Origin of the sequence: Methanolobus sp. WCC1, from assembly GCF_045690315.1 — an archaeon.
GTDB classification, from domain to species: domain Archaea; phylum Halobacteriota; class Methanosarcinia; order Methanosarcinales; family Methanosarcinaceae; genus Methanolobus; species Methanolobus tindarius.
In genome coordinates this window covers 2,635,410-2,653,573 of sequence record NZ_CP146979.1, presented here as the reverse complement: position 1 = coordinate 2,653,573, position 18,164 = coordinate 2,635,410, and the positions used below count along the sequence as shown (strand labels likewise).

14 protein-coding genes and 2 pseudogenes are annotated in these 18,164 nt (G+C 38.9%); 7 read left to right on the top strand and 9 right to left on the bottom strand.

Annotated elements, in window-relative coordinates; all coding sequences use genetic code 11:
- Window positions 1-4 precede the first annotated feature (4 nt).
- Together V7O61_RS12530 and V7O61_RS12525 are read right to left on the bottom strand one after the other, a co-directional pair.
- Entirely contained in the window at window positions 5-1,135 is a 1,131-nt protein-coding gene (locus tag V7O61_RS12530; protein ID WP_407281594.1) for a nucleoid-associated protein, read from the bottom strand.
- A 112-nt stretch (window positions 1,136-1,247) separates the two neighbouring features.
- Entirely contained in the window at window positions 1,248-3,323 is a 2,076-nt protein-coding gene (locus tag V7O61_RS12525; protein WP_407281595.1) for a methyl-accepting chemotaxis protein, read from the bottom strand.
- 624 nt (window positions 3,324-3,947) lie between these two features.
- Between V7O61_RS12525 and V7O61_RS12520 the strand changes: the two genes are divergently transcribed.
- The gene (locus V7O61_RS12520; RefSeq protein WP_407281596.1) at window positions 3,948-5,999 is read left to right on the top strand and encodes a methyl-accepting chemotaxis protein; all 2,052 of its coding nucleotides are present in this window, start codon (window positions 3,948-3,950) and stop codon (window positions 5,997-5,999) included.
- Window positions 6,000-6,102: 103 nt separating this feature from the next.
- Here V7O61_RS12520 and V7O61_RS12515 read toward each other — a convergent pair whose 3' ends face one another.
- The 3 genes and pseudogenes from V7O61_RS12515 to V7O61_RS12505 all read right to left on the bottom strand — a co-directional run.
- Window positions 6,103-6,903, bottom strand: coding sequence for a response regulator (locus V7O61_RS12515; RefSeq protein WP_407281597.1), 801 nt, complete (start codon window positions 6,901-6,903; stop codon window positions 6,103-6,105).
- A gap of 117 nt (window positions 6,904-7,020) precedes the next feature.
- Window positions 7,021-7,101, bottom strand: a pseudogene (locus V7O61_RS12510) (hypothetical protein); the annotation flags it as partial.
- A 77-nt stretch (window positions 7,102-7,178) separates the two neighbouring features.
- Window positions 7,179-9,029: pseudogene (locus tag V7O61_RS12505) on the bottom strand (CHASE4 domain-containing protein); the annotation flags it as partial.
- 333 nt (window positions 9,030-9,362) lie between these two features.
- On the opposite strand from V7O61_RS12505, the gene V7O61_RS12500 reads away from it, so the two are divergent.
- Window positions 9,363-10,064, top strand: a complete 702-nt coding sequence (locus V7O61_RS12500; protein ID WP_407281598.1) for an RNA ligase partner protein — start codon at window positions 9,363-9,365, stop codon at window positions 10,062-10,064.
- Between the two features lie 18 nt (window positions 10,065-10,082).
- Here V7O61_RS12500 and V7O61_RS12495 read toward each other — a convergent pair whose 3' ends face one another.
- From V7O61_RS12495 to V7O61_RS12485, 3 genes are all read right to left on the bottom strand, one after another.
- Window positions 10,083-10,952 (bottom strand): geranylgeranylglycerol-phosphate geranylgeranyltransferase, encoded by an 870-nt coding sequence (locus V7O61_RS12495; protein ID WP_023845655.1) that lies wholly within the window; start codon window positions 10,950-10,952, stop codon window positions 10,083-10,085.
- Between the two features lie 7 nt (window positions 10,953-10,959).
- A complete protein-coding gene (nadA, locus tag V7O61_RS12490) occupies window positions 10,960-11,877 on the bottom strand; it encodes a quinolinate synthase NadA (protein ID WP_407281599.1) in 918 nt (305 codons plus the stop codon).
- 78 nt (window positions 11,878-11,955) lie between these two features.
- Complete coding sequence (locus V7O61_RS12485) at window positions 11,956-12,771, bottom strand: aspartate dehydrogenase (protein ID WP_023845657.1); 816 nt, start codon at window positions 12,769-12,771, stop codon at window positions 11,956-11,958.
- A 131-nt stretch (window positions 12,772-12,902) separates the two neighbouring features.
- Here V7O61_RS12485 and nadC point away from each other — a divergent pair, with 131 nt between their 5' ends.
- From nadC to V7O61_RS12460, 5 genes are all read left to right on the top strand, one after another.
- Window positions 12,903-13,739, top strand: a complete 837-nt coding sequence (nadC, locus tag V7O61_RS12480) for a carboxylating nicotinate-nucleotide diphosphorylase (RefSeq protein WP_407283396.1) — start codon at window positions 12,903-12,905, stop codon at window positions 13,737-13,739.
- Window positions 13,740-13,867: 128 nt separating this feature from the next.
- Window positions 13,868-15,130: a BatD family protein gene (locus tag V7O61_RS12475; RefSeq protein WP_407281600.1), complete on the top strand. Its 1,263-nt coding sequence runs from the start codon at window positions 13,868-13,870 to the stop codon at window positions 15,128-15,130.
- 81 nt (window positions 15,131-15,211) lie between these two features.
- Entirely contained in the window at window positions 15,212-16,318 is a 1,107-nt protein-coding gene (locus V7O61_RS12470; protein ID WP_023845660.1) for a cell division GTPase, read from the top strand.
- Window positions 16,319-16,482: 164 nt separating this feature from the next.
- A complete protein-coding gene (locus tag V7O61_RS12465; RefSeq protein WP_048136058.1) occupies window positions 16,483-17,121 on the top strand; it encodes an ABC transporter ATP-binding protein in 639 nt (212 codons plus the stop codon).
- Window positions 17,122-17,152: 31 nt separating this feature from the next.
- Complete coding sequence (locus V7O61_RS12460; RefSeq protein ID WP_023845662.1) at window positions 17,153-17,605, top strand: PPC domain-containing DNA-binding protein; 453 nt, start codon at window positions 17,153-17,155, stop codon at window positions 17,603-17,605.
- Between the two features lie 28 nt (window positions 17,606-17,633).
- On the opposite strand, the gene V7O61_RS12455 is transcribed toward V7O61_RS12460, so the two are convergent.
- On the bottom strand, window positions 17,634-18,020 hold the full coding sequence (locus V7O61_RS12455; RefSeq protein ID WP_023845663.1) for a transcriptional regulator: 387 nt from the start codon (window positions 18,018-18,020) through the stop codon (window positions 17,634-17,636).
- Window positions 18,021-18,164: the final 144 nt, after the last annotated feature.

Here is an 18,164-nt window from a genome sequence, read left to right as displayed (position 1 = left end):
TCTCTTATCTTTTTATTTTCTTTTTGCATGTTGAACCTTTCACACTTATTAGATATATTCCGTCGCCAGGTTCGATTTTAACTTTATCTATCATGGACTGGTAAGGGCCCCTTATTGTTATATCACCAATTGTGATTTCTATTTTATTCGTGAGTGTAGTATTTTTTGGAATATAAATGTCTGGCATACTTCTTGCTTCAAGCTCGCGAGTAATGACTCTTTTAATATCCTCATCGTTTGTGTGTGGAGCTACTTTCTTACCACATTCAATCAGGTCATTTCGATCAAATATTTCATCTTCCATGTCTTTAAAATATTCATTTACTATTAAGTCTGGTTGAATCATTTCATTTTCGCTATCAAATTCATTTCTAACAACTTTCACTACATCGTTTACGATTTTGAACTGCTTGTATTCAGGTTCTTCTCTGTCACATTGTAAGAATTTATCAAAATAACTAGCAAGATAGCTTTCTTGGATTATTTTATAATCTTTATCATATGCTGGATGTGGGTATGCTGCCCCTTTCTGTAATTGTTCAGGAGTAGGCATGGCATTTTTAACTTCATCAATGTTCAAATTTAAATTCTCTTCGTCTACCCATATTTGAATGATTTCTTTTTCTAAATCAACCTTCAATATAAAAACATGATTCACCTCACTTACCTCTGCAATCATTACGAATAATATTCCAGGTTTTGGAGTGGTGGAGCGACTCATATGATAAATAAGATTTTGTGCAAGGTATTTTGAAAAATGTTGGAACTTATCTTTATCTTCATCTTGAGTAAAATCATATCCAAGACATTCATCAAGTTTTTCTTTAATATCAATCTCAGATTCTTCGCAAGATTTAATATCTGCTGAATATGATCTTTTATCGTGGTTAAACAAGTACTTTATATATTCTTTAAACAGGTCTAGTATTCTTTCATCTAAATTGGTTGTTTGAATTATTCCCTGTCTGATTTCATTTGTTTCTTCTTCTTCTTCCTCAGTTTCTTTTTTGCTGACTGGTGAAAAAGAAATTGATGTAATGGTTATATCTTTATTTTCAATTGGCAAACAAATTCCTCTATCATATTGTATACTTTGATATAATATTGCAAGATATACTATTTCATTTTTTTCCAAATAGACAATTTTGTTTTTAATTGTTAATTAATAATTGAAAACAAAAGATCAACTATATGTATACATAAAACTAGATCCAAAAAATCATCAAAAAACAAAAAAAGAGGGACAATCAGAGTCCCTTCTTATTTTCTTCTAATTTTGGTGCATCTTCGTGCATCACATTTTCTTCGGTTGCAAGTACGAACTTGCCAACCATTTCCTGCATTGCAACTGCCATTCCTGCGAGTTCCTGTGAGCTTTGAGCCAGTTCGTGCATGGAAGCATTCTGCTGTTCCACGGATGCAGAAGTCTGCTCGGTTCCTGCTGCTGTTTCCTGGGATATGGATGTAACATCCTCGATAGAAGCAGTTATTTCCTCAATGCTGGCAGACTGCTCCTGTGCTGCAGCAGCGATATTCTGGACCATTTCTGAAACTTTGATTGAACCTTCAACAATGTCTCTCATGGCTTTGACAGTTTCATCAAGTGCAGCCACACCGTCATGGACAGTGCTGTTTCCTTTCTCAACTGAATCAACCACAACATTTGTCTCAACCTGAATCTCATTAATAAGATCAGATATCTGGCTTGCTGCATTTCCTGATTCTTCTGCAAGTTTGCGAACCTCATCAGCTACAACAGCAAAACCTTTTCCATGTTCTCCTGCTCTTGCGGCCTCAATAGCAGCATTAAGAGCAAGCAGGTTTGTCTGGTCTGCAATATTGGTAATAAGGCTTACAATCTCACCAATCATCTTGGATTTTGATTCAAGTCCCTTGATGGCATCGACTGATTCCATAGAACTCTTCTGGATTTCTTCCATCTGTCTCATAAGTTCTTCAGACCTGTCCCCTACATCCTTTGTCTTTTCACTGGATTCACTTGCAATCTCAGCAGATATCTGTGCATTCGTAGCAATATCCTGGACATTCTGGGACATATCATTCATTGCACGGGAAATATCATCAGTTTTAGCAGACTGTTCATTTGCTCCTGTTGCAATGTCTGTTATTGTCTTTGAAACGTCCTCTGATGTAGCAGTAACTTCCTCAATTGCAGCAGACATCTGTTCTGATGTACTTGCAATGACATTTGAATTCTTGCTTATATCAGAAATAATATTATTCATTGTGTGCATGATCTCATTGAGCCCTCTTGGTATTGCTTCAAAGTCAATGCCCACATTAGTCTCTGCTTTTCCGTTAATCTTTCCTTCAAGTGCATCATTTGATATCTTTTCGAAATCATCAACGATGTTCTCTATAGGTTTTGTGATTGAACGTGCGATAAGATAAGCAATTCCTGCCATTGCAATAATAGCAATAATTGAAATTATTATTAATTGATTCCTGAGTTCCATTGCACCTGCAAACATCTCATCCTGTGGTACAGTCAGTACAAAAGCGAAGTCAGCAGTTTCAATAGGACTGTATATCATAGCAACATCTTTTCCGGTTGTAGGGTCGACAACCTCAATATGTCCACTAATTCCATTTTTAATATCTTCTGCCATTTTATCGATTTCAGGATTATTAAGGTCTGCAAGTGTCTCTGTGCCTATCCATTCCTTTTCAGTTGGATGTGACATAAAAAGACCTGTGTTACTGACCATGAATGCATAGCCTGTATCAAAGATACTAATCTTTGAAACCTCCTCATCTACATAATCTAGAGATACGTCCGCACCGGCAATTCCCACAAAGTCCCCGTCCTTGATTATCGGAGAAATGTAACTTATCATCATAATTCCATCATACATAAAAGGCTCAAGTATGACGTCCTGCTTCAGGGTTTTAGGAAGCTGGTAATAATCATCTGATTCATAACCCGCAAGTGGATCTAGAGCAATAGAACCACCGCTTCTACTCCAGTATGGAATAAATCTTCCGGTGGTGTCATGTCCCTGGTTATTTACATATTCTGAATCTTTTCCATCAAACTCATTTGGTTCGTAAGCAACATACGTTCCCAGCAGTCCCTGATTTTCTTCGAGCAGATTCTTAAGAACAAAATTTATTTCCTCTCTGTTCCCGCTGTCGTAATTTTCCATGGTAGTAGCCATGGTCTGAGCAAGCATCTGATTAGACCGCATATCGCTGTCATATTGGTATGCATAGCTTTCTGCAACACTTTCAGATTCAGCATAAGCCATTGTCATTTCTTGTTCTGTAACTTTATCTACTATAACATATGTGCTTACAGCCATTAGAATAGTGACACTCGCAACAATGTATAAAAGTAATTTAGTTTTAATATTCATTTTTTTGAAGTTCATGGTTATCTCTCAAGTACATGTTATATAGTAAAGTGCAACACCATCACACAAAGTATAAATAGCGAGTTTTAAATATATAATTTGCGCTATATTTTCATTATTATAAATTATGATGGGCGATGTATTTTTATATATCTTATTGCATGATGTCATGCGATAAATATATATATGAAAATATTTCCAAATATTTGGAATAGAATTATTTAATTGACTTGTTCTTCAGGTCCTATTTTTTAGGTGCATCCGTTTTTAATATTAACAAAAGTTGTAGTAATGATTGTACATTTTAGCTACTTGTTGTGTATAAGTATAAATAATGATTATAAACTTTTGCATTTTGGATTTTATAAATTGTCTTTATGTTAAAGTGTGTATGTAACAAGTATAATGAAAATATATTTATATATTTTAAATTATGTATATAAGTTGTATATTATGATGTGATATTTGCTCATAATTTGAACATAAAATATGGTTAATAAACAAGTGAAAAAGTCCCTTCATATGCAGGCGATTTCACTTTAAGTACTAAAATATATAAGGGAGTTCCAATGCATGCTGGATGATTTTAAAACAAAATTGGAAGAAATGAAACTTAAACATATCCTTGCAGGTTCCTTCGCAATCTTGCTATTACTTACTGTTTTTGTTGGTTACAGTGGTTATAGTGGAATGCAGAATGTTGATGACAGGGTTGTCAAAGCAGATGACATGAACCGTCTGGTCAAATACATGAAAGACGCTCGTTTTTCAGAAGCAACATATCAGTTGACTTTTGATCCGGAGTATGCCGATGAAGTAGATCAGCACGTTGATGAAATAGTGACACAGACCGAATCATCTAAGGAACTATTTACTGACTCTGTAAACGATCAGCAAATGGATGATGTGAAAGCGGCTGCTTTGAGCTATCAGGCAGCATTTGACAACTATGTAGAACTTGAGGAGCGGAAAGAAGAAGCAGAAAAGGCCCTTGTTGCGCAGGGACTTGTACTTGAAGCCTTAATGAATGATCTGATAGTCAGTCAGGACGAGGATTATGTCCAGGCACTTGAACAGAATTCAGGAACTGCAGTTCTTGAAGAGGAGTTTGAAAATATAGAACTTATTAATAAAATGATTCAATTGAATCTTGTGTCCCGTGGCGAAAGACTGCGTTTCATGTTACATGTTGATCAGCAGTATGCAGATAATGTCAATGACAATATGGACGAGATAATAGCTATCGGTAATACTCTTGATTCAAGCTTCCAGAATCAGGAAGACAAGGAAGCTGTAGAGGCAATAATTGCAGCAACAACAGCCTATAAAGCTGATTTTAATGCTTATGTATCATTTGCGGAACAGCAGGTAGAAGCAAGTGAAACAATGCATGAAGCAGCACTTGAAGTAGAGTCCATAACAGAGGAAGCCCGTGCAGATCAGAAATCAAAGATGGAAGAAGAAATGAGAAATTCCACCTTGATGATGGTTGTGTCTATCCTTGTTGCTCTGGTTCTTGGTATCATCATGGCTTCTGTCCTCATTAAGATGATAACAAAATCAGTTAGTGTAGTGATTGATGCAGCTAACAGGGTTGCAGATGGAGATCTTACTCTTGAACTTGCAGATGCGGCTGACAACGAGCTGGGGCAGCTTTCAAACGCCATAAAGAAAATGGTTGGAAACCTGACAAGTCTCATAGGCGATGTCCAGATGGGTGCTTCAAAAGTAGCTTCTACAGCAGAAGAAATTTCAGCATCATCAGAAGAAGTGACTGCAACTTCAACCCAGATATCTGAAACAGTAAGTGAGATATCAAACGGAGCACAGATCCAGTCTTCAAAGGCAATGGATGTTTCAACTGCAATGAACGATATGTCAATAAGCGTTCAGGAAATTGCAGCAAATGCCCAGAATGCAGCTCAGAATGCAGGCATGGCAAGTGAAACAATCCGCGAAATAGGTAACGAATCCGAAAAACTCCTGGCACAGATGGATGAGATCCAGACTGCTGTATCAGCTTCTGCAAATGTTATTCGCAATCTTGACGGCAAGTCAAAACAGATTGGAGAAATTGTTAACCTGATTACTTCTATTGCTGACCAGACAAACCTCCTTGCGCTCAATGCAGCAATTGAAGCAGCACGTGCAGGTGAGCATGGAAAAGGCTTTGCTGTTGTAGCTGATGAGGTTAGAAAACTTGCAGAAGACTCAAGCAGTGCTGCACAGGAGATTGCAGTTCTCATAAATGAGATACAGGATGGAAGTCATGAGGCTGTAGATGCAATGGATAAGGGTACGGACAAGGTATCTGTTGGTGCACAGGCTCTGAAGGATACTGTAGAAGCTGTAAGGTCAATTGTTGCAGGTAGTGAAGAAATTGCCAGAATGGCACAGGAAATCGCAGCCGCTGCTGAAGAACAGGCAGCCAGCATTGAGGAAGTAACAGCATCTGTAGAAGAGGTATCTTCAGTTTCAGAGCAGTCAGCAGCCGGTACCGAGCAGGCATCGGCATCCGTGCAGGAACAAACAGCTTCCATGCAGGAACTATCAGCATCGGCACAGCAACTTGCAGAACTGGCACAGATTCTGAGCCAGGGTGCAGCAAAATTCAGGCTTAGTTAAGTCTGAAATAAAACAAAAATGATGTTCAAATGCAGCATTATTTGTCATGCTGCATTTTCTTTTTTAATTTTGAAAAATTAACGTGTTTTAAAATTAGCATCTTTTATTTCCTGATGTCCTTAATATGTGAGATCAATTTATCCTTATTGAATTCACCTTTCTGGATTACGCCTGATATATCTTTGTTAAGTATTTCCAGATCTTTTTTCTCAAGGTACTTTGCCGTACAGACAATGATAGGTATATCACTACTCTCTTCCTTACTCTTCAAAGTCCTTATTACATCAAAGCCAGTGACTTCAGGCATCATCAGGTCTAATAATATTGCATCAGGATGTTCCTTTAGTGCAATGTCTATAGCTTCCTGCCCTCCAAATGCAGGAGTAACTTTAAAGTTTTTATCCTTTAACATCTCTTCTATCATTTCCACAGCAACTTTTTCATCATCCGCAACAAGTAAGTGGAATGGTCCATGGCTCCTGTCTTTTTGTATCCTTTCAAGTGTAGCAATGAGTGTTTTCTTCTGGACAGGTTTTATAAAATGTTCTTCAGCTCCAAGTGCTGTTCCGATTTTTCTTTCATCAATCATGGTGGTTATAATGACAGGTATATCCTTCGTTTTATCATTTTTCTTTAGTTTATTCAGGACTTCCCATCCGTCCATACCAGGCATCATTATATCAAGAGTGATAGCAACAGGCTGTGTTTTCTCTGCAATCTCAAGTGCTTCCTGACCTCTGGATATGGAAATTACCCTATATCCTGAATGTTTTAATGTTTCTTCAAGCAGTTCTCTGGAAGCATCATCATCTTCGACAACCAGTATAAGTTCCTCATCGCCTGTGCTGTTCTCTGGCTCCACGTGTACGGAAACTGCTGATGAGTCATCAGTTTCCAGATTCACAGTCTGTTTCCCATAAGTGCTGTTTTTCTTCTCTTTTTCTCTTGGATCTTCTTTGATTGTAAGTTCAAAAGTAAATTTAGTACCCCTTCCGGGTTCACTCTCAACTTCAAGAGTTCCATTGTGAAGCTCGACAAATTTCTTAACAAGGGTAAGTCCAAGTCCGCTTCCCTCGTATTGCCTGTTAGCAGCTGAATCCAGCGGGTAAAAGGAGTGAACAGCTTCTTCATATCTTTCTCTGATATTCCAATTCCGGAATCCTGCACAGAGAACCTTATCCTGTCCCCTGAATTTTCTACATTTACATCTATTGTTCCACCCTCCGGTGTGAACTTGACGGCATTGCTCAGTAGGTTGTATAGTATCTGCTTGATTTTAGTCTTGTCAGCAAAGACCTTCCCGACATCATCCTCTCTGACATAGCTGATTTTAATGTTCTTTTTATTTGCAAGACTTGCCATAAGCTGCTTAACTTCCAGAAGTACTTCTTCCACAGGAAATCCTTCAGGATGCAGCTCCATTTTTCCTGCTTCTATCTTAGAAAGATCAAGTACATTGTTAATTAGGGATAGCAAATGTTTTCCACTTGTGGATATATTTGAGATGTATCTTTTCTGGTTATCTTTCAGTTCTCCTGCGTTTCCTTCCAGAATAAGATCTGAGAAACCGATTATAGAATTAAGCGGTGTCCTGAGTTCATGGCTCATGGTTGCAAGGAAATCACTCTTTGCCCGGTTTGCTGATTCTGCAATAATCTTTGCCTTTACAAGTTCCTTCTCAACTTCTTTTATTTTGCTAAGGTCAACAAAACTTTCTATCAGGTACTCCTTGCCAGATAAGTTTACAGAAGCCACCGATTTTAAAATAGGGATTTTTGTTCCTTCCTTGTCTATAAGAACTCTTTCAGAACGATTTACTGTCTCCCCCAGGTCGCTGATTGGACAGTTTCCTTTTTCAGCAGGGCAGACAAATTCATGGCATATTTTGCCGACAATCTGGGCTCTGGGGAGTCCTATCATTTCTTCGGCAACCGGGTTCACATCAGTTATCAGGTGTGTTTCTCCATCAATAAGAATTACTCCACTGAGAATGTTCTCAATTATCGATTTCATCTTATTTTGGGTCTTTACTTCCTCTTCATGTATCTTGTTCTCTTTTTCTTCGAGAGTATTCAGTACATCGTTGATGTTTTCGGAAAGATCAGTAAGTTCGTCATTTCCATCTGTTTTCACTCGCGAGCCAAGTGATCCACTTTTTGTGATATCAATAAGGTTCTTTCTGAGATCCGATATGCGTGCAAGTATGTATTTTTCCATGGAAAACATGACAATAATGCCATAGATTATTCCCAGCAGCATAATGGCAGAGATCATGTAAATCATTGCAATCTCTCCCTGCTGGTGAATTTCCCTTGTCATTTCCACTTCCAGTATGAGCGCAGGATTTCCATTTATGTCGTAAAGAATTTTTGAGGCAATGATTGATTTCTTATTGAGGACTTCTATCCCGATTCCATCATTTTCCAGGAGTTCAGATTCCATTGCTGCAGTTTTTTCTGTTCCTATATTATTAACTGCAAGTTTCAGCTTGGTTAGTTCTTCTATTCCTTCGATAAAATTCTGGTCCACATAATTTACAACAATGAGGGTTCCTGTTATCTCGTCATTCGTGCTTTCCGTAATTGGATTGGAAGCCAGGAGCAATATATCTCCATCGGGTGTTTGGAGAATTCCGCTTGCCTCGATTGGGTTTTCTGGAGCTGATAGTAGCTTGCTTTGAATGTTCAGGTAGGAAAGTAGTGATTCCGGTATCTGTATCTTTTCATTAGTTTCAGGGTCTGCACCGGTTGCGTAGTATAATTGTCCATTGATGTCATAAAATAACATCATATCTACTTGCAGGTTTATGAGTGACTCCGGCTCTAGGTTATTTGTTATGTATTCATCATCTCCCTCCAAAAAATAATATGTATCATCCCAGTAACCCCAATCAGCAGCAGTTATTTCCAGTTTATTCAATTTTGATTCGATAGCAGAATCCGCACGTTCCAGATTTTTAGTTATTTCTTTTTGTTCCAGATTGTGGAAACTATTATCCAGAATTTGCCCGGTAACAACTGCAAAAAGCATTAACATTATTATGAATGTCATCCCCAGGATTGACAGCACCCTATTCCTTATTTTCATCTGATTCCCCGAAAAGTGTAATAATTTATTTTCTTCAACGCATATTAGTCATGCTTCAGTAACTTGTAGCTGTAATTCTGTGCTGGATTATATGACAGAAGTTATATAATAATATTTAAAAATATACATTATATTTAAAAATATTTGTTCGTTATCTGTGAACATATATCGTATATGATGTCACATGAACTGATTACTACCAAAAATACTTTAAGCTCATTCTGCCCATTTATATATGGAATAATCCGGTTGATCGGATATTTATGAGGTAATTCTATGCTAAGACAGCGTTTTGTTCTTGATACTACTGCATTGACCGATCTTCAGGTAAGAGAAAAGCTGGAGCAGGGTGGTATGTGTGATGGCATACGTGAAGTTCTTGATTTAATCGCCAGCTCCAGATTAAATCTCGGTATAAGTTGCTATGTGCCTTTTCCATCAGTCTATAAAGAGTTACAGGAATTCGCCCATAACAACGGCTGTGACAGCAATGTGATAGCAAAGATCGACACATGGCTTGTAAAGAAAGCTCCTGACAGGTATAACGTGCAGATTCCCTCAAAGGTTTTCCATGAATATGTGTCACACATGCGGGAAAGAATCAATAAAGGAATGGTGATTGCCGAGGAGACAATATGGGCTTCCTCCACCGAATGCCTTCTTACAGAGTCAAAGGCAGAGAACAAGAACGACATAAGCCACGATATTGAAAGAAGGGTTATAGGTGGGCATATAGGAAAGTTCAGGAATAAATACCGCGCAGCTCTTCGGTACGGAATTCTTGACAGTGCTCCGGATATTGATGTGCTAATCCTTGCAAAGGAACTGGATGCTGCGGTGGTTGCAAGTGATTTTGGAATTCAGAAATGGGCTGAGGAGCTGGGTGTAAGATTTGTGCCTGCAGGCACTTTTCCTATGATATTACAGGAATACCTGAAGCATTCTGATGTAATATGCGAAGTTACTCTGGAAGAATAAAGTCCCGGGTCTTTACTTTTATGCACCTGCAATGAATGAGATTAGTGCAAAGGCCATTGCCATCTTAAACATCTTAGAGGATTTTGCAGGATTGTTTTTCCCAAGTATCTCATATACAGCTACTGCAAAGAGTATGTCCGCAACTGCTACTAATATCAGATAACGTACTGTCATAAGCGATTGTATGTATGGCAGAGGACTTGCAAGAACCGCAACGAGTCCGATAAATGCCGCCAGGTATGCTGCTTTTTTTGGGCCGATGATAATTGGTAGTGTTTGTGCCCCGTCTTCCCGGTCGCCTTCAATATCCTCTATATCTTTGACAATTTCACGGGCAATAGTAGCCATAGTTGCCAGCACAAAGAGGACAAATACACCTTTAATTCCTCCATATTCAAAGAAAACGGCACCTCCAAAAAGGAATGTTGAACCTGTAAGATAACCTACCGCTATGTTTCCAAAAAGTGCTGTACGCTTGAGGTTGCTTGCATAATAAATGAGCAGCAAAGAATTTACAAGGGCAATTGCTCCGCATATCATGTTGATGGATGCTGCAATTATGCTTCCTGCTGCAAAGAGTGCAAGAGAAAAATACATTGCAGCTTTCAGGCTTATTTTACCTGAAGGAATTGGTCTTTCAGGTTTGTTTATCCTGTCAATATCTATGTCAAAATAATCATTAATGGCATTCCCTGCACCAGTTACAAAAAATACTACAAGGAACACTTTTAATGAATCTAAAATAGGGAATGTGGGAAATGCAGCAGCATAAGAATCTGCTGTGGCATTGGCTGAAACGATATTATATGCTATGAAAACTCCTACAAGGGCGGCAATAGCTGCCATAAGGCAGTTGCCTGATCGCATAAGCTTCAGATATGCCTGCATTTAGAACTTACCTGTTTCTCTTAATTTCCAGCATTCTGTCAAGTGCAATTCTTGCTTTTGCGCTGACATCTTCAGGGACAGTGATAACATACTGCATCTTTTCAAGTGAAAGCAGTAAAGAATCAAGGTCAATTGCTTTCATTTCAGGACACACTGTAAATTCAGATACGTTGTAAAACTTCTTTCCCGGATTGTCCTTCTGAAGTTTGTGGATAATACCTCTTTCAGTCGCAATGATGAATTCATCACCTGCATTTCTGGCATATTCCACCATTCCTGTAGTGCTGAACACTTTATCTGCAAGGTCAACAACTTCTCTTCTGCATTCGGGATGTGCAAGAACTTCCGCATTTGGATAATCTTTTTTTGCTTTTATCACGTCAGTTGTGAGTATCTGATTGTGAGTCGGACAGTATCCATTCCATGGGATTATTTTCTTACCTGTGAACCTTGATACGTAGTCTGCAAGGTTCTTGTCAGGTACAAAAAGCACCTCATCTTCTTCAAGAGAGTTTACAACTTCAACAGCGTTTGCTGATGTACAGCAGATATCACTCTCAGCTTTCACATCTGCTGTGGAGTTCACATAACAGACTACCGCAGCATCAGGATATTTTTTCTTTTCCTCACAAAGGGCTTCAGCAGTAACCATTGAAGCCATCGGGCATCCTGCATGGATTTCCGGTAAGAGTACAGTTTTCTCCGGGCTCAGGATTGCAGCACTTTCTGCCATGAAATGCACGCCGCAAAAAACAATTACATCAGCTTCCTGCTCAGTTGCCTGTATGCTCAGGCCAAGTGAGTCCCCTGTAAAGTCTGCAATATCCTGTATCTCACCCCTCTCATAATTGTGGGCAAGGATTACAGCATTGCATTCCTCTTTTAATTTTAATATCCTTTCAATAGTTTTTTGGGTATCCTGCATGAGATCATTACCTTAAATTTGGATTTGGAAGCAGGAATTTGAAATTATCCTGCATATTATAATGGATTTATATTGAGATTATGTGCCAGTCTGGATAGGATCTGACAGTTTTTTCAGAGTAGCTATAGCTGAAAGGGATGCCAGATAGCTGCTTCTGGGATTTGTTGGTGATGGGACGTTCTCCACTCTGGTTGTGAATTCACCAAAAGAACCTTCCACAGATATTTCATGTATGTTACGTGTGAGTGCCGGATTTGCTACTATCTTTACCCTGGTTTTCTCAAAACCAATGCCTGTAAGACTAATTGTGGCTGCAACGTTGACATTTGCAGGAAATTCCTTTACGGCTTCACTGGCAGAACCCTCAAAAATAACTGTCTTTCCGGTTATTTTGTCTAGATCTATTTTATTCCTGATTATATATGGAGCACCTGCAAGTCCCACGGGTGGTTTCTGGGTTGTAAGTGTGACAGAATATATTTCCTCTGCAGAGGCAGATTTGAGACCATCAAGGCCGACAATTGCTCCGGATGGAAGGTAAACCTTGCATTTGTTCTCTTTTGCAAGTTCCCTTATGGTCTTATACAGCTTCTCATCAGAGAATGCACCAACACTCATGACCATGACATCACAATGTGCATGTAGTGCTGTGGGTATGATTTCATAGACTGCTTCCTGTGATGCACATTCCACAAGCAGGTCTATATTTTTGATCATTTCAGCGACTTCCATAACCTGAGGTTTTGAATTTTTCAAAGTGGACAAAAGCTTGTCCACATCATCAAGGTGTCTGTCGTAAATGGCTACAAGCTCTGCTTCAATGGTCCCATTGTCAATAGCTTTGCATATACTGGTTCCTATTGTTCCGCAGCCGATAAGTCCTATACTGAGCATTTTAGATCCCTGAAAATAAAGTATAATACAGTATTTTGTTGATTACTGCTTATATTGATTGGTTAAGTAGGTTTTGCTTATATGCTGAAAGGATATAAATCACTTTACCATACATATTCGTAGATAATATGATGTACACACACGAAATAGAAAGTTTCCTTGAAGAAGATCTTGGGTATAATGATATTTCATGCAAACTTGTTCCGGATAAGGCTGTGGAAGCAATTATTTTTACAAAAAAGGATTGTACTCTTGCAGGAATTGATGTTGCAATTTCCTTCTTTGATTATTTCGGGATTGAATATTCCACAGATTATTCAAACGGGGACAGATTATCGGAAAACGATGTGATATTTACTCTGAAAGGAAGTTCTCTTTCAATTCTCAGGACAGAGCGACTGGTCCTTAACTTCCTGGGTCATCTATGTGGAATAGCTACCAACACCAGCAGGTGTGTGGATATAGTACGCAGGCATTCTGATACAAGGGTTGCATGTACAAGAAAAACAACCCCTGGTCTTCGCAAGTATGAAAAAATGGCTGTCATTGCAGGAGGCGGTGACTCTCACAGGTTCAACCTCACAGATTCCATAATGATAAAGGATAATCATGTGAAGATGATGGGTGTGGAAGCTGCAATTAACTCTGCAAAGGAAAAAGCAGGTTTTACCCAGAAGATAGAGGTTGAAGTGGAATCATCTGCAGATGCTCTTAAAGCTGCCATGGCAGGTGCAGATATAATAATGCTTGATAACATGGATCCTGCTGCTATAATTAAGACCGTTGATTTTCTGAGAAACTCATCTATCCCTGAACACATTATTATTGAAGTTTCAGGTGGAATCAATATGGATAACCTTGAAGATTATGCAAAAACAGGAGTTCATGTTATTTCCATGGGTTCTCTTATCCATCAGTCACAATGGATAGATGTTAGTCTGGAAATTGTTGTAAATCAGGAAATTTAGTGATGTCAAATGAATTTATTGCATTTGTTTTACATAAATCTTAAAAGCAATCGTAATCATAAGGTTTATATTAATAACTGCGTATTTTAGCTGAAAAACAAATCAAATTCTGTTTATTTGAGGAAAACATGGTTCAAGCTACTCGTTTATTGGTTATTTCTTTTTGCATGGTTTTCTTCTGTCTGGCACTGGCAGGAAATGCTGCGGCAGTAGAGATTTATAATGGTTCCATCACCACGGGCGATGGTTACCAGTTGAACAATTTTGTAATAGATGTAACTGATGCTTTCCCCAGTGCAGATTCTGCTTCGTTCTATGTATACGAGAATGGGGACGAGGTTGACAGTTTCCTTATCAACGAAGGTGATACATATGAATTTGATTTTGAAGATGATGCTGAAGTGACAGTTGGTCTCGTATCCGTAAGCAGTGGAACTCTTCCTGTGGTAAGAGTATCTATTGCCGTTACCAACTATCGTGTAAGTGATCTTTTTGAAAGTGATGTAATCGATGGTGGTCATGAATATGCTGTATATTCCGGAACACCTGAACTCGAAATCATAAAATCTGTGGATAAATCTGAAATAGATGTAGGTGAAGTCGTACGTGTAACCGTCACCGTTGAAAATACGGGTGATGATGACGCAGTGGATGTTGTTTTCTCCGACCCTCAGCAAGCCAAATTTATTTTAGTTGACAATATTCTTGGAGACCCCGGTAAGATCGATGTTGAGGATGGTGATTCTCCTAAAAAGATATATGTCTATGATTTGAAAGCAACTGAATCCGGTACTTTTTCATTGAATCCGGTAACGGCAAGTTTTACTAATGAAGCAGGTCTGGATTTTGCTGACGCCTCTTCAAATTCTCCAACTGTAATTGTAAATGCAGGTGAAGATCTTGTTAATGCGGATCTTGAGTTTACAACTACTCTTGATAAATACACCGTAAATCGTAATGAAGAGATACAGGGAACTATTACCGTAAAGAATAATGGTGATGCTCCTGCAACGGCTGTAACTGTTGATATCATAGTTCCTGATGGTCTGGAATTCCAGGGTGGCTCAGACGTTGAAGTAATATCCGGCATTCCTACTATATACCTTGAATCATTTGGTGTGCAACAGGAGAAGGAATTTACTTTTACATTAAAAGCTGCTGAAATTGGAACTTATACTCTTTCTATGGAAAACAGTTACCTCTTTGACAATGGAGTAGACACACAACTGGAAGAGGTCACATCGGAGATTGTTACAAATAAAATCTACGTTGCTGAGGGAGAATACGATTATCTTTTCGAGCAGCCTATATATGTCTATGTACTTCCTATATTGATTATCGGAGCTATTGCAGGATGGATTTATTACAGGCACAAACAATATAAGTTCTGATACGAGAGTTACAGTTAATGAAAACTGGATTTATCACAAGATTTATCTAATTATAATTATATTACAATTCGGAGGAATTATTTGCTCAACATACTCATCGTTGGTAACGGCCAATGTGGAAATCGCATACTGGATGCTATTAACAGGGAAGCTTTCGGTAAAAAAAGCCGTCTGGCCAAATTCTATTCTCAACAAAAATACAAAAGCAATGTACAGACCATTGCCATCAACACTGCTGTGAATGATCTTAAAGAGATGAAATTCACAAAGGCAAAGGACAGGATACATATTCCTCATTTACATGGTGTAGGAGCTAACAGGAATGTTGGAAAACATGTTTTTGAAGATAACAAAACCCATATTATGCGCCAGATTGAGGAAAGAGGCAATTTTGATGTGTGCTTTGTTATAACATCAGCATCTGGCGGAACCGGTTCTTCATTTACACCAATGCTTGTAAAAGAGCTGAAAGAAAGGCATGATTATCCTGTATATGCAGTTGTTGTGCTTCCTTTCAGGGAAGAAGGGACACTCTATCTTCAAAATGCTGCATTCTGCCTGAGAGATATTCGCGAGAGTGGTGCTGACGGTATTATACTGGCTGATAACCAGTTCCTGAAACAGATGGGTGGCAATGTTGAATCTGCTTACAATGGTATCAACGATATGGTAGCACGCCGTCTTCTTTTCCTGCTTGACTCTCTTGACAGTGAAATGATGATGGTCACTGACCTTGGTGACTTTAAGACTGTCATGAATGGTGGTGCAGGACTTGCAACTATCGGTTTCTACGAAGCTGATACTGATATGCCTGTGCGAAGTGCTATCCAGAAAGCACTTTCTCCATCAGGACTGCTGTTTTCAAGTGATGTTTACAAAGAAGCCAGCAGGGCAATGGTAATCATCAGGGGTGACAAGGAGCGCCTTAGTATAGATGAGATTTCAACGGAAGTTGAGAAATTATCAAGTGCAGTAGGTCATGTATTCAAAGGTATCGTTGTAAGGAGCGGTGAACTCCCACAGGTGCTGGCTGTACTCACCCTTGAATCTGCATCTGAACTTGAGAGCCTTTATTCAATAGCTGTGGATGCAATTAAACAGGAACGTGATAAAAAAGAGCGTGTGGCTTCAGTCAAAGAAGTCGACCGCGCATTTTCACAGATAGACGGAATGGATCCGTCTTATTGATCTTTTTTCTCTTTTTGTTTTTCTCTCTCAGTTTCATTTTGATTTTTCTTCTGAATCAAATACATTGAAATAGTCTAAATCCAAATAAAGTTACCAGAGGTTTTTATTTGGCTGATGATAACGGTTCTTTCATTATACAGACAAGAGGTCTCTCCAAGATATATATGAATGGAGTAGAAGTACGCGCTCTTGACAATGTAGACCTTGATATCAAGAGGGGTGAGTTCCTTTCAATAATAGGTCCATCCGGCTCAGGGAAAAGTACTCTCCTTCACATGATAGGAATTCTGGACACTCCAAGTTCCGGGACTATTACTATTGATGGGAAAGTAGTTACCGACATGTCTGAAAAAGAGCGTTCTAAAGTGCGTAATGAAGTTTTGGGTTTTATATTCCAGTATCATCATCTTATGCCTGATTTTAACGCCCTTGAAAACGTGATGATGCCACTTCTGGTTGGAGGAGTGAAACGCAGTGAAGCTAAAAAAGTTGCTGCAAAACTTCTGGATGAGGTAGGTCTGGGTGACCGCATGGATCATCGTCCTAACCAGCTTTCGGGTGGTCAGGCACAGAGAGTTGCCATTGCAAGAGCCCTTGCCAACAATCCTGGAATAGTTATAGGTGACGAACCAACCGGTAATCTTGACACAAAATCAAGTGATAAGATATATGAGCTTCTAAGGCAACTTAACAGGGACAGGGGACAAACCTTTATTCTTGTTACTCATGATGAGGAAATGGCCAGAAAGACTGATCGTATCATCAGAATAGTCGATGGACATATTGAATCGGATTCTGTTTGATGTTCGGTGAAATCTGCAAAAAGGTGATCTTATGGAATATTCACAGGGTAGTATAGGAAGAGTATTTACTGTTCGTCTGGATCAGGGAGATAACATCCTTAAGGAACTTGAAGGTCTTGCAGTTTCAGAGAATATCAGGTCGGCAATGTTCACGATGCTAGGTGCTGTGAAAGAAGCTAATCTTGTTGTCGGTCCCAAAGAAAATATAGTTCCACCGGACCCTCAATGGGCTCGCATCCATGATGCACATGAGCTTATTGGTGTAGGTAATATATTTTGGGAAAGTGAAACCGGTAAACCCAAGATTCATCTGCATTCTGCGGCAGGTCGTGGTGAATCTACTAAAACAGGTTGTCTTCGTGAAAACAGTGAAGTTTTCATGGTTGTCGAAGTATTCATTATGGAGATCTCCGGTATCTCTGCAAGTAGAGTTTTTGACACCAAGAGGGGCTTTGCTCCTGTTTGTTTCTCGGACAAAAGCTGAAAAATAGTTCGTTTGACTGTTTCAGGTCTTACTCGCCATTACCACTGAGTTCCTTGAGTTGCTCAAGGGCTTCAACCATTTCCATGTTCTTTCTGAGAGCCTTTGACTCAAAGGTTTTAACTATTTCCTCAAAAGGTACAATGAGTTTGTAATATTTGACAGGCCTGCCTTTGTCAGTATTCTTTTTTTCGCTTCTTTCTTCTATCCATCCTCTTTCTCTTAAAGGACGCATAGCTATACTGACTTCCGGTTGCCTGAGGCCAGATGCCTGTTCAATGTTTTGTGAGGTTAGTTCTTTTCCACATACAAGACATGCAATAGAGATGGCTTCGGTTCTGGGTACTTCCAGTCCCTGTAAAAGTTCAATAATTTCGTAGCCTTTTCCGCTTAAAAGATCAGTATCTCCGCTTTTCATTTGGTTACTATAATACTTTTAAGTTTATATAATTTATGTATATATAATTTAGTTTTGGCAGATATGCCTGTAATCATAAGTTCAAGCGTAGAATTGAAAAGAAGTGAACGGTAACAATATATACAGTAATTGCAAACTAGGTGT

What these genes read in the sequence shown, in the direction of transcription:
- V7O61_RS12525 (WP_407281595.1), bottom strand. Translation starts at nt 3,323, where the DNA reads ATGGCTGTAAGCACATATGTTATAGTAGATAAAGTTACAGAACAAGAA.
- V7O61_RS12520 (WP_407281596.1), top strand. Translation starts at nt 3,948, where the DNA reads ATGCTGGATGATTTTAAAACAAAATTGGAAGAAATGAAACTTAAACAT.
- V7O61_RS12500 (WP_407281598.1), top strand. Translation starts at nt 9,363, where the DNA reads ATGCTAAGACAGCGTTTTGTTCTTGATACTACTGCATTGACCGATCTT.
- V7O61_RS12495 (WP_023845655.1), bottom strand. Translation starts at nt 10,952, where the DNA reads ATGCAGGCATATCTGAAGCTTATGCGATCAGGCAACTGCCTTATGGCA.
- nadA (WP_407281599.1), bottom strand. Translation starts at nt 11,877, where the DNA reads ATGCAGGATACCCAAAAAACTATTGAAAGGATATTAAAATTAAAAGAG.
- V7O61_RS12485 (WP_023845657.1), bottom strand. Translation starts at nt 12,771, where the DNA reads ATGCTCAGTATAGGACTTATCGGCTGCGGAACAATAGGAACCAGTATA.
- nadC (WP_407283396.1), top strand. Translation starts at nt 12,903, where the DNA reads ATGTACACACACGAAATAGAAAGTTTCCTTGAAGAAGATCTTGGGTAT.
- V7O61_RS12475 (WP_407281600.1), top strand. Translation starts at nt 13,868, where the DNA reads ATGGTTCAAGCTACTCGTTTATTGGTTATTTCTTTTTGCATGGTTTTC.
- V7O61_RS12465 (WP_048136058.1), top strand. Translation starts at nt 16,483, where the DNA reads ATGAATGGAGTAGAAGTACGCGCTCTTGACAATGTAGACCTTGATATC.
- V7O61_RS12460 (WP_023845662.1), top strand. Translation starts at nt 17,153, where the DNA reads ATGGAATATTCACAGGGTAGTATAGGAAGAGTATTTACTGTTCGTCTG.
- V7O61_RS12455 (WP_023845663.1), bottom strand. Translation starts at nt 18,020, where the DNA reads ATGAAAAGCGGAGATACTGATCTTTTAAGCGGAAAAGGCTACGAAATT.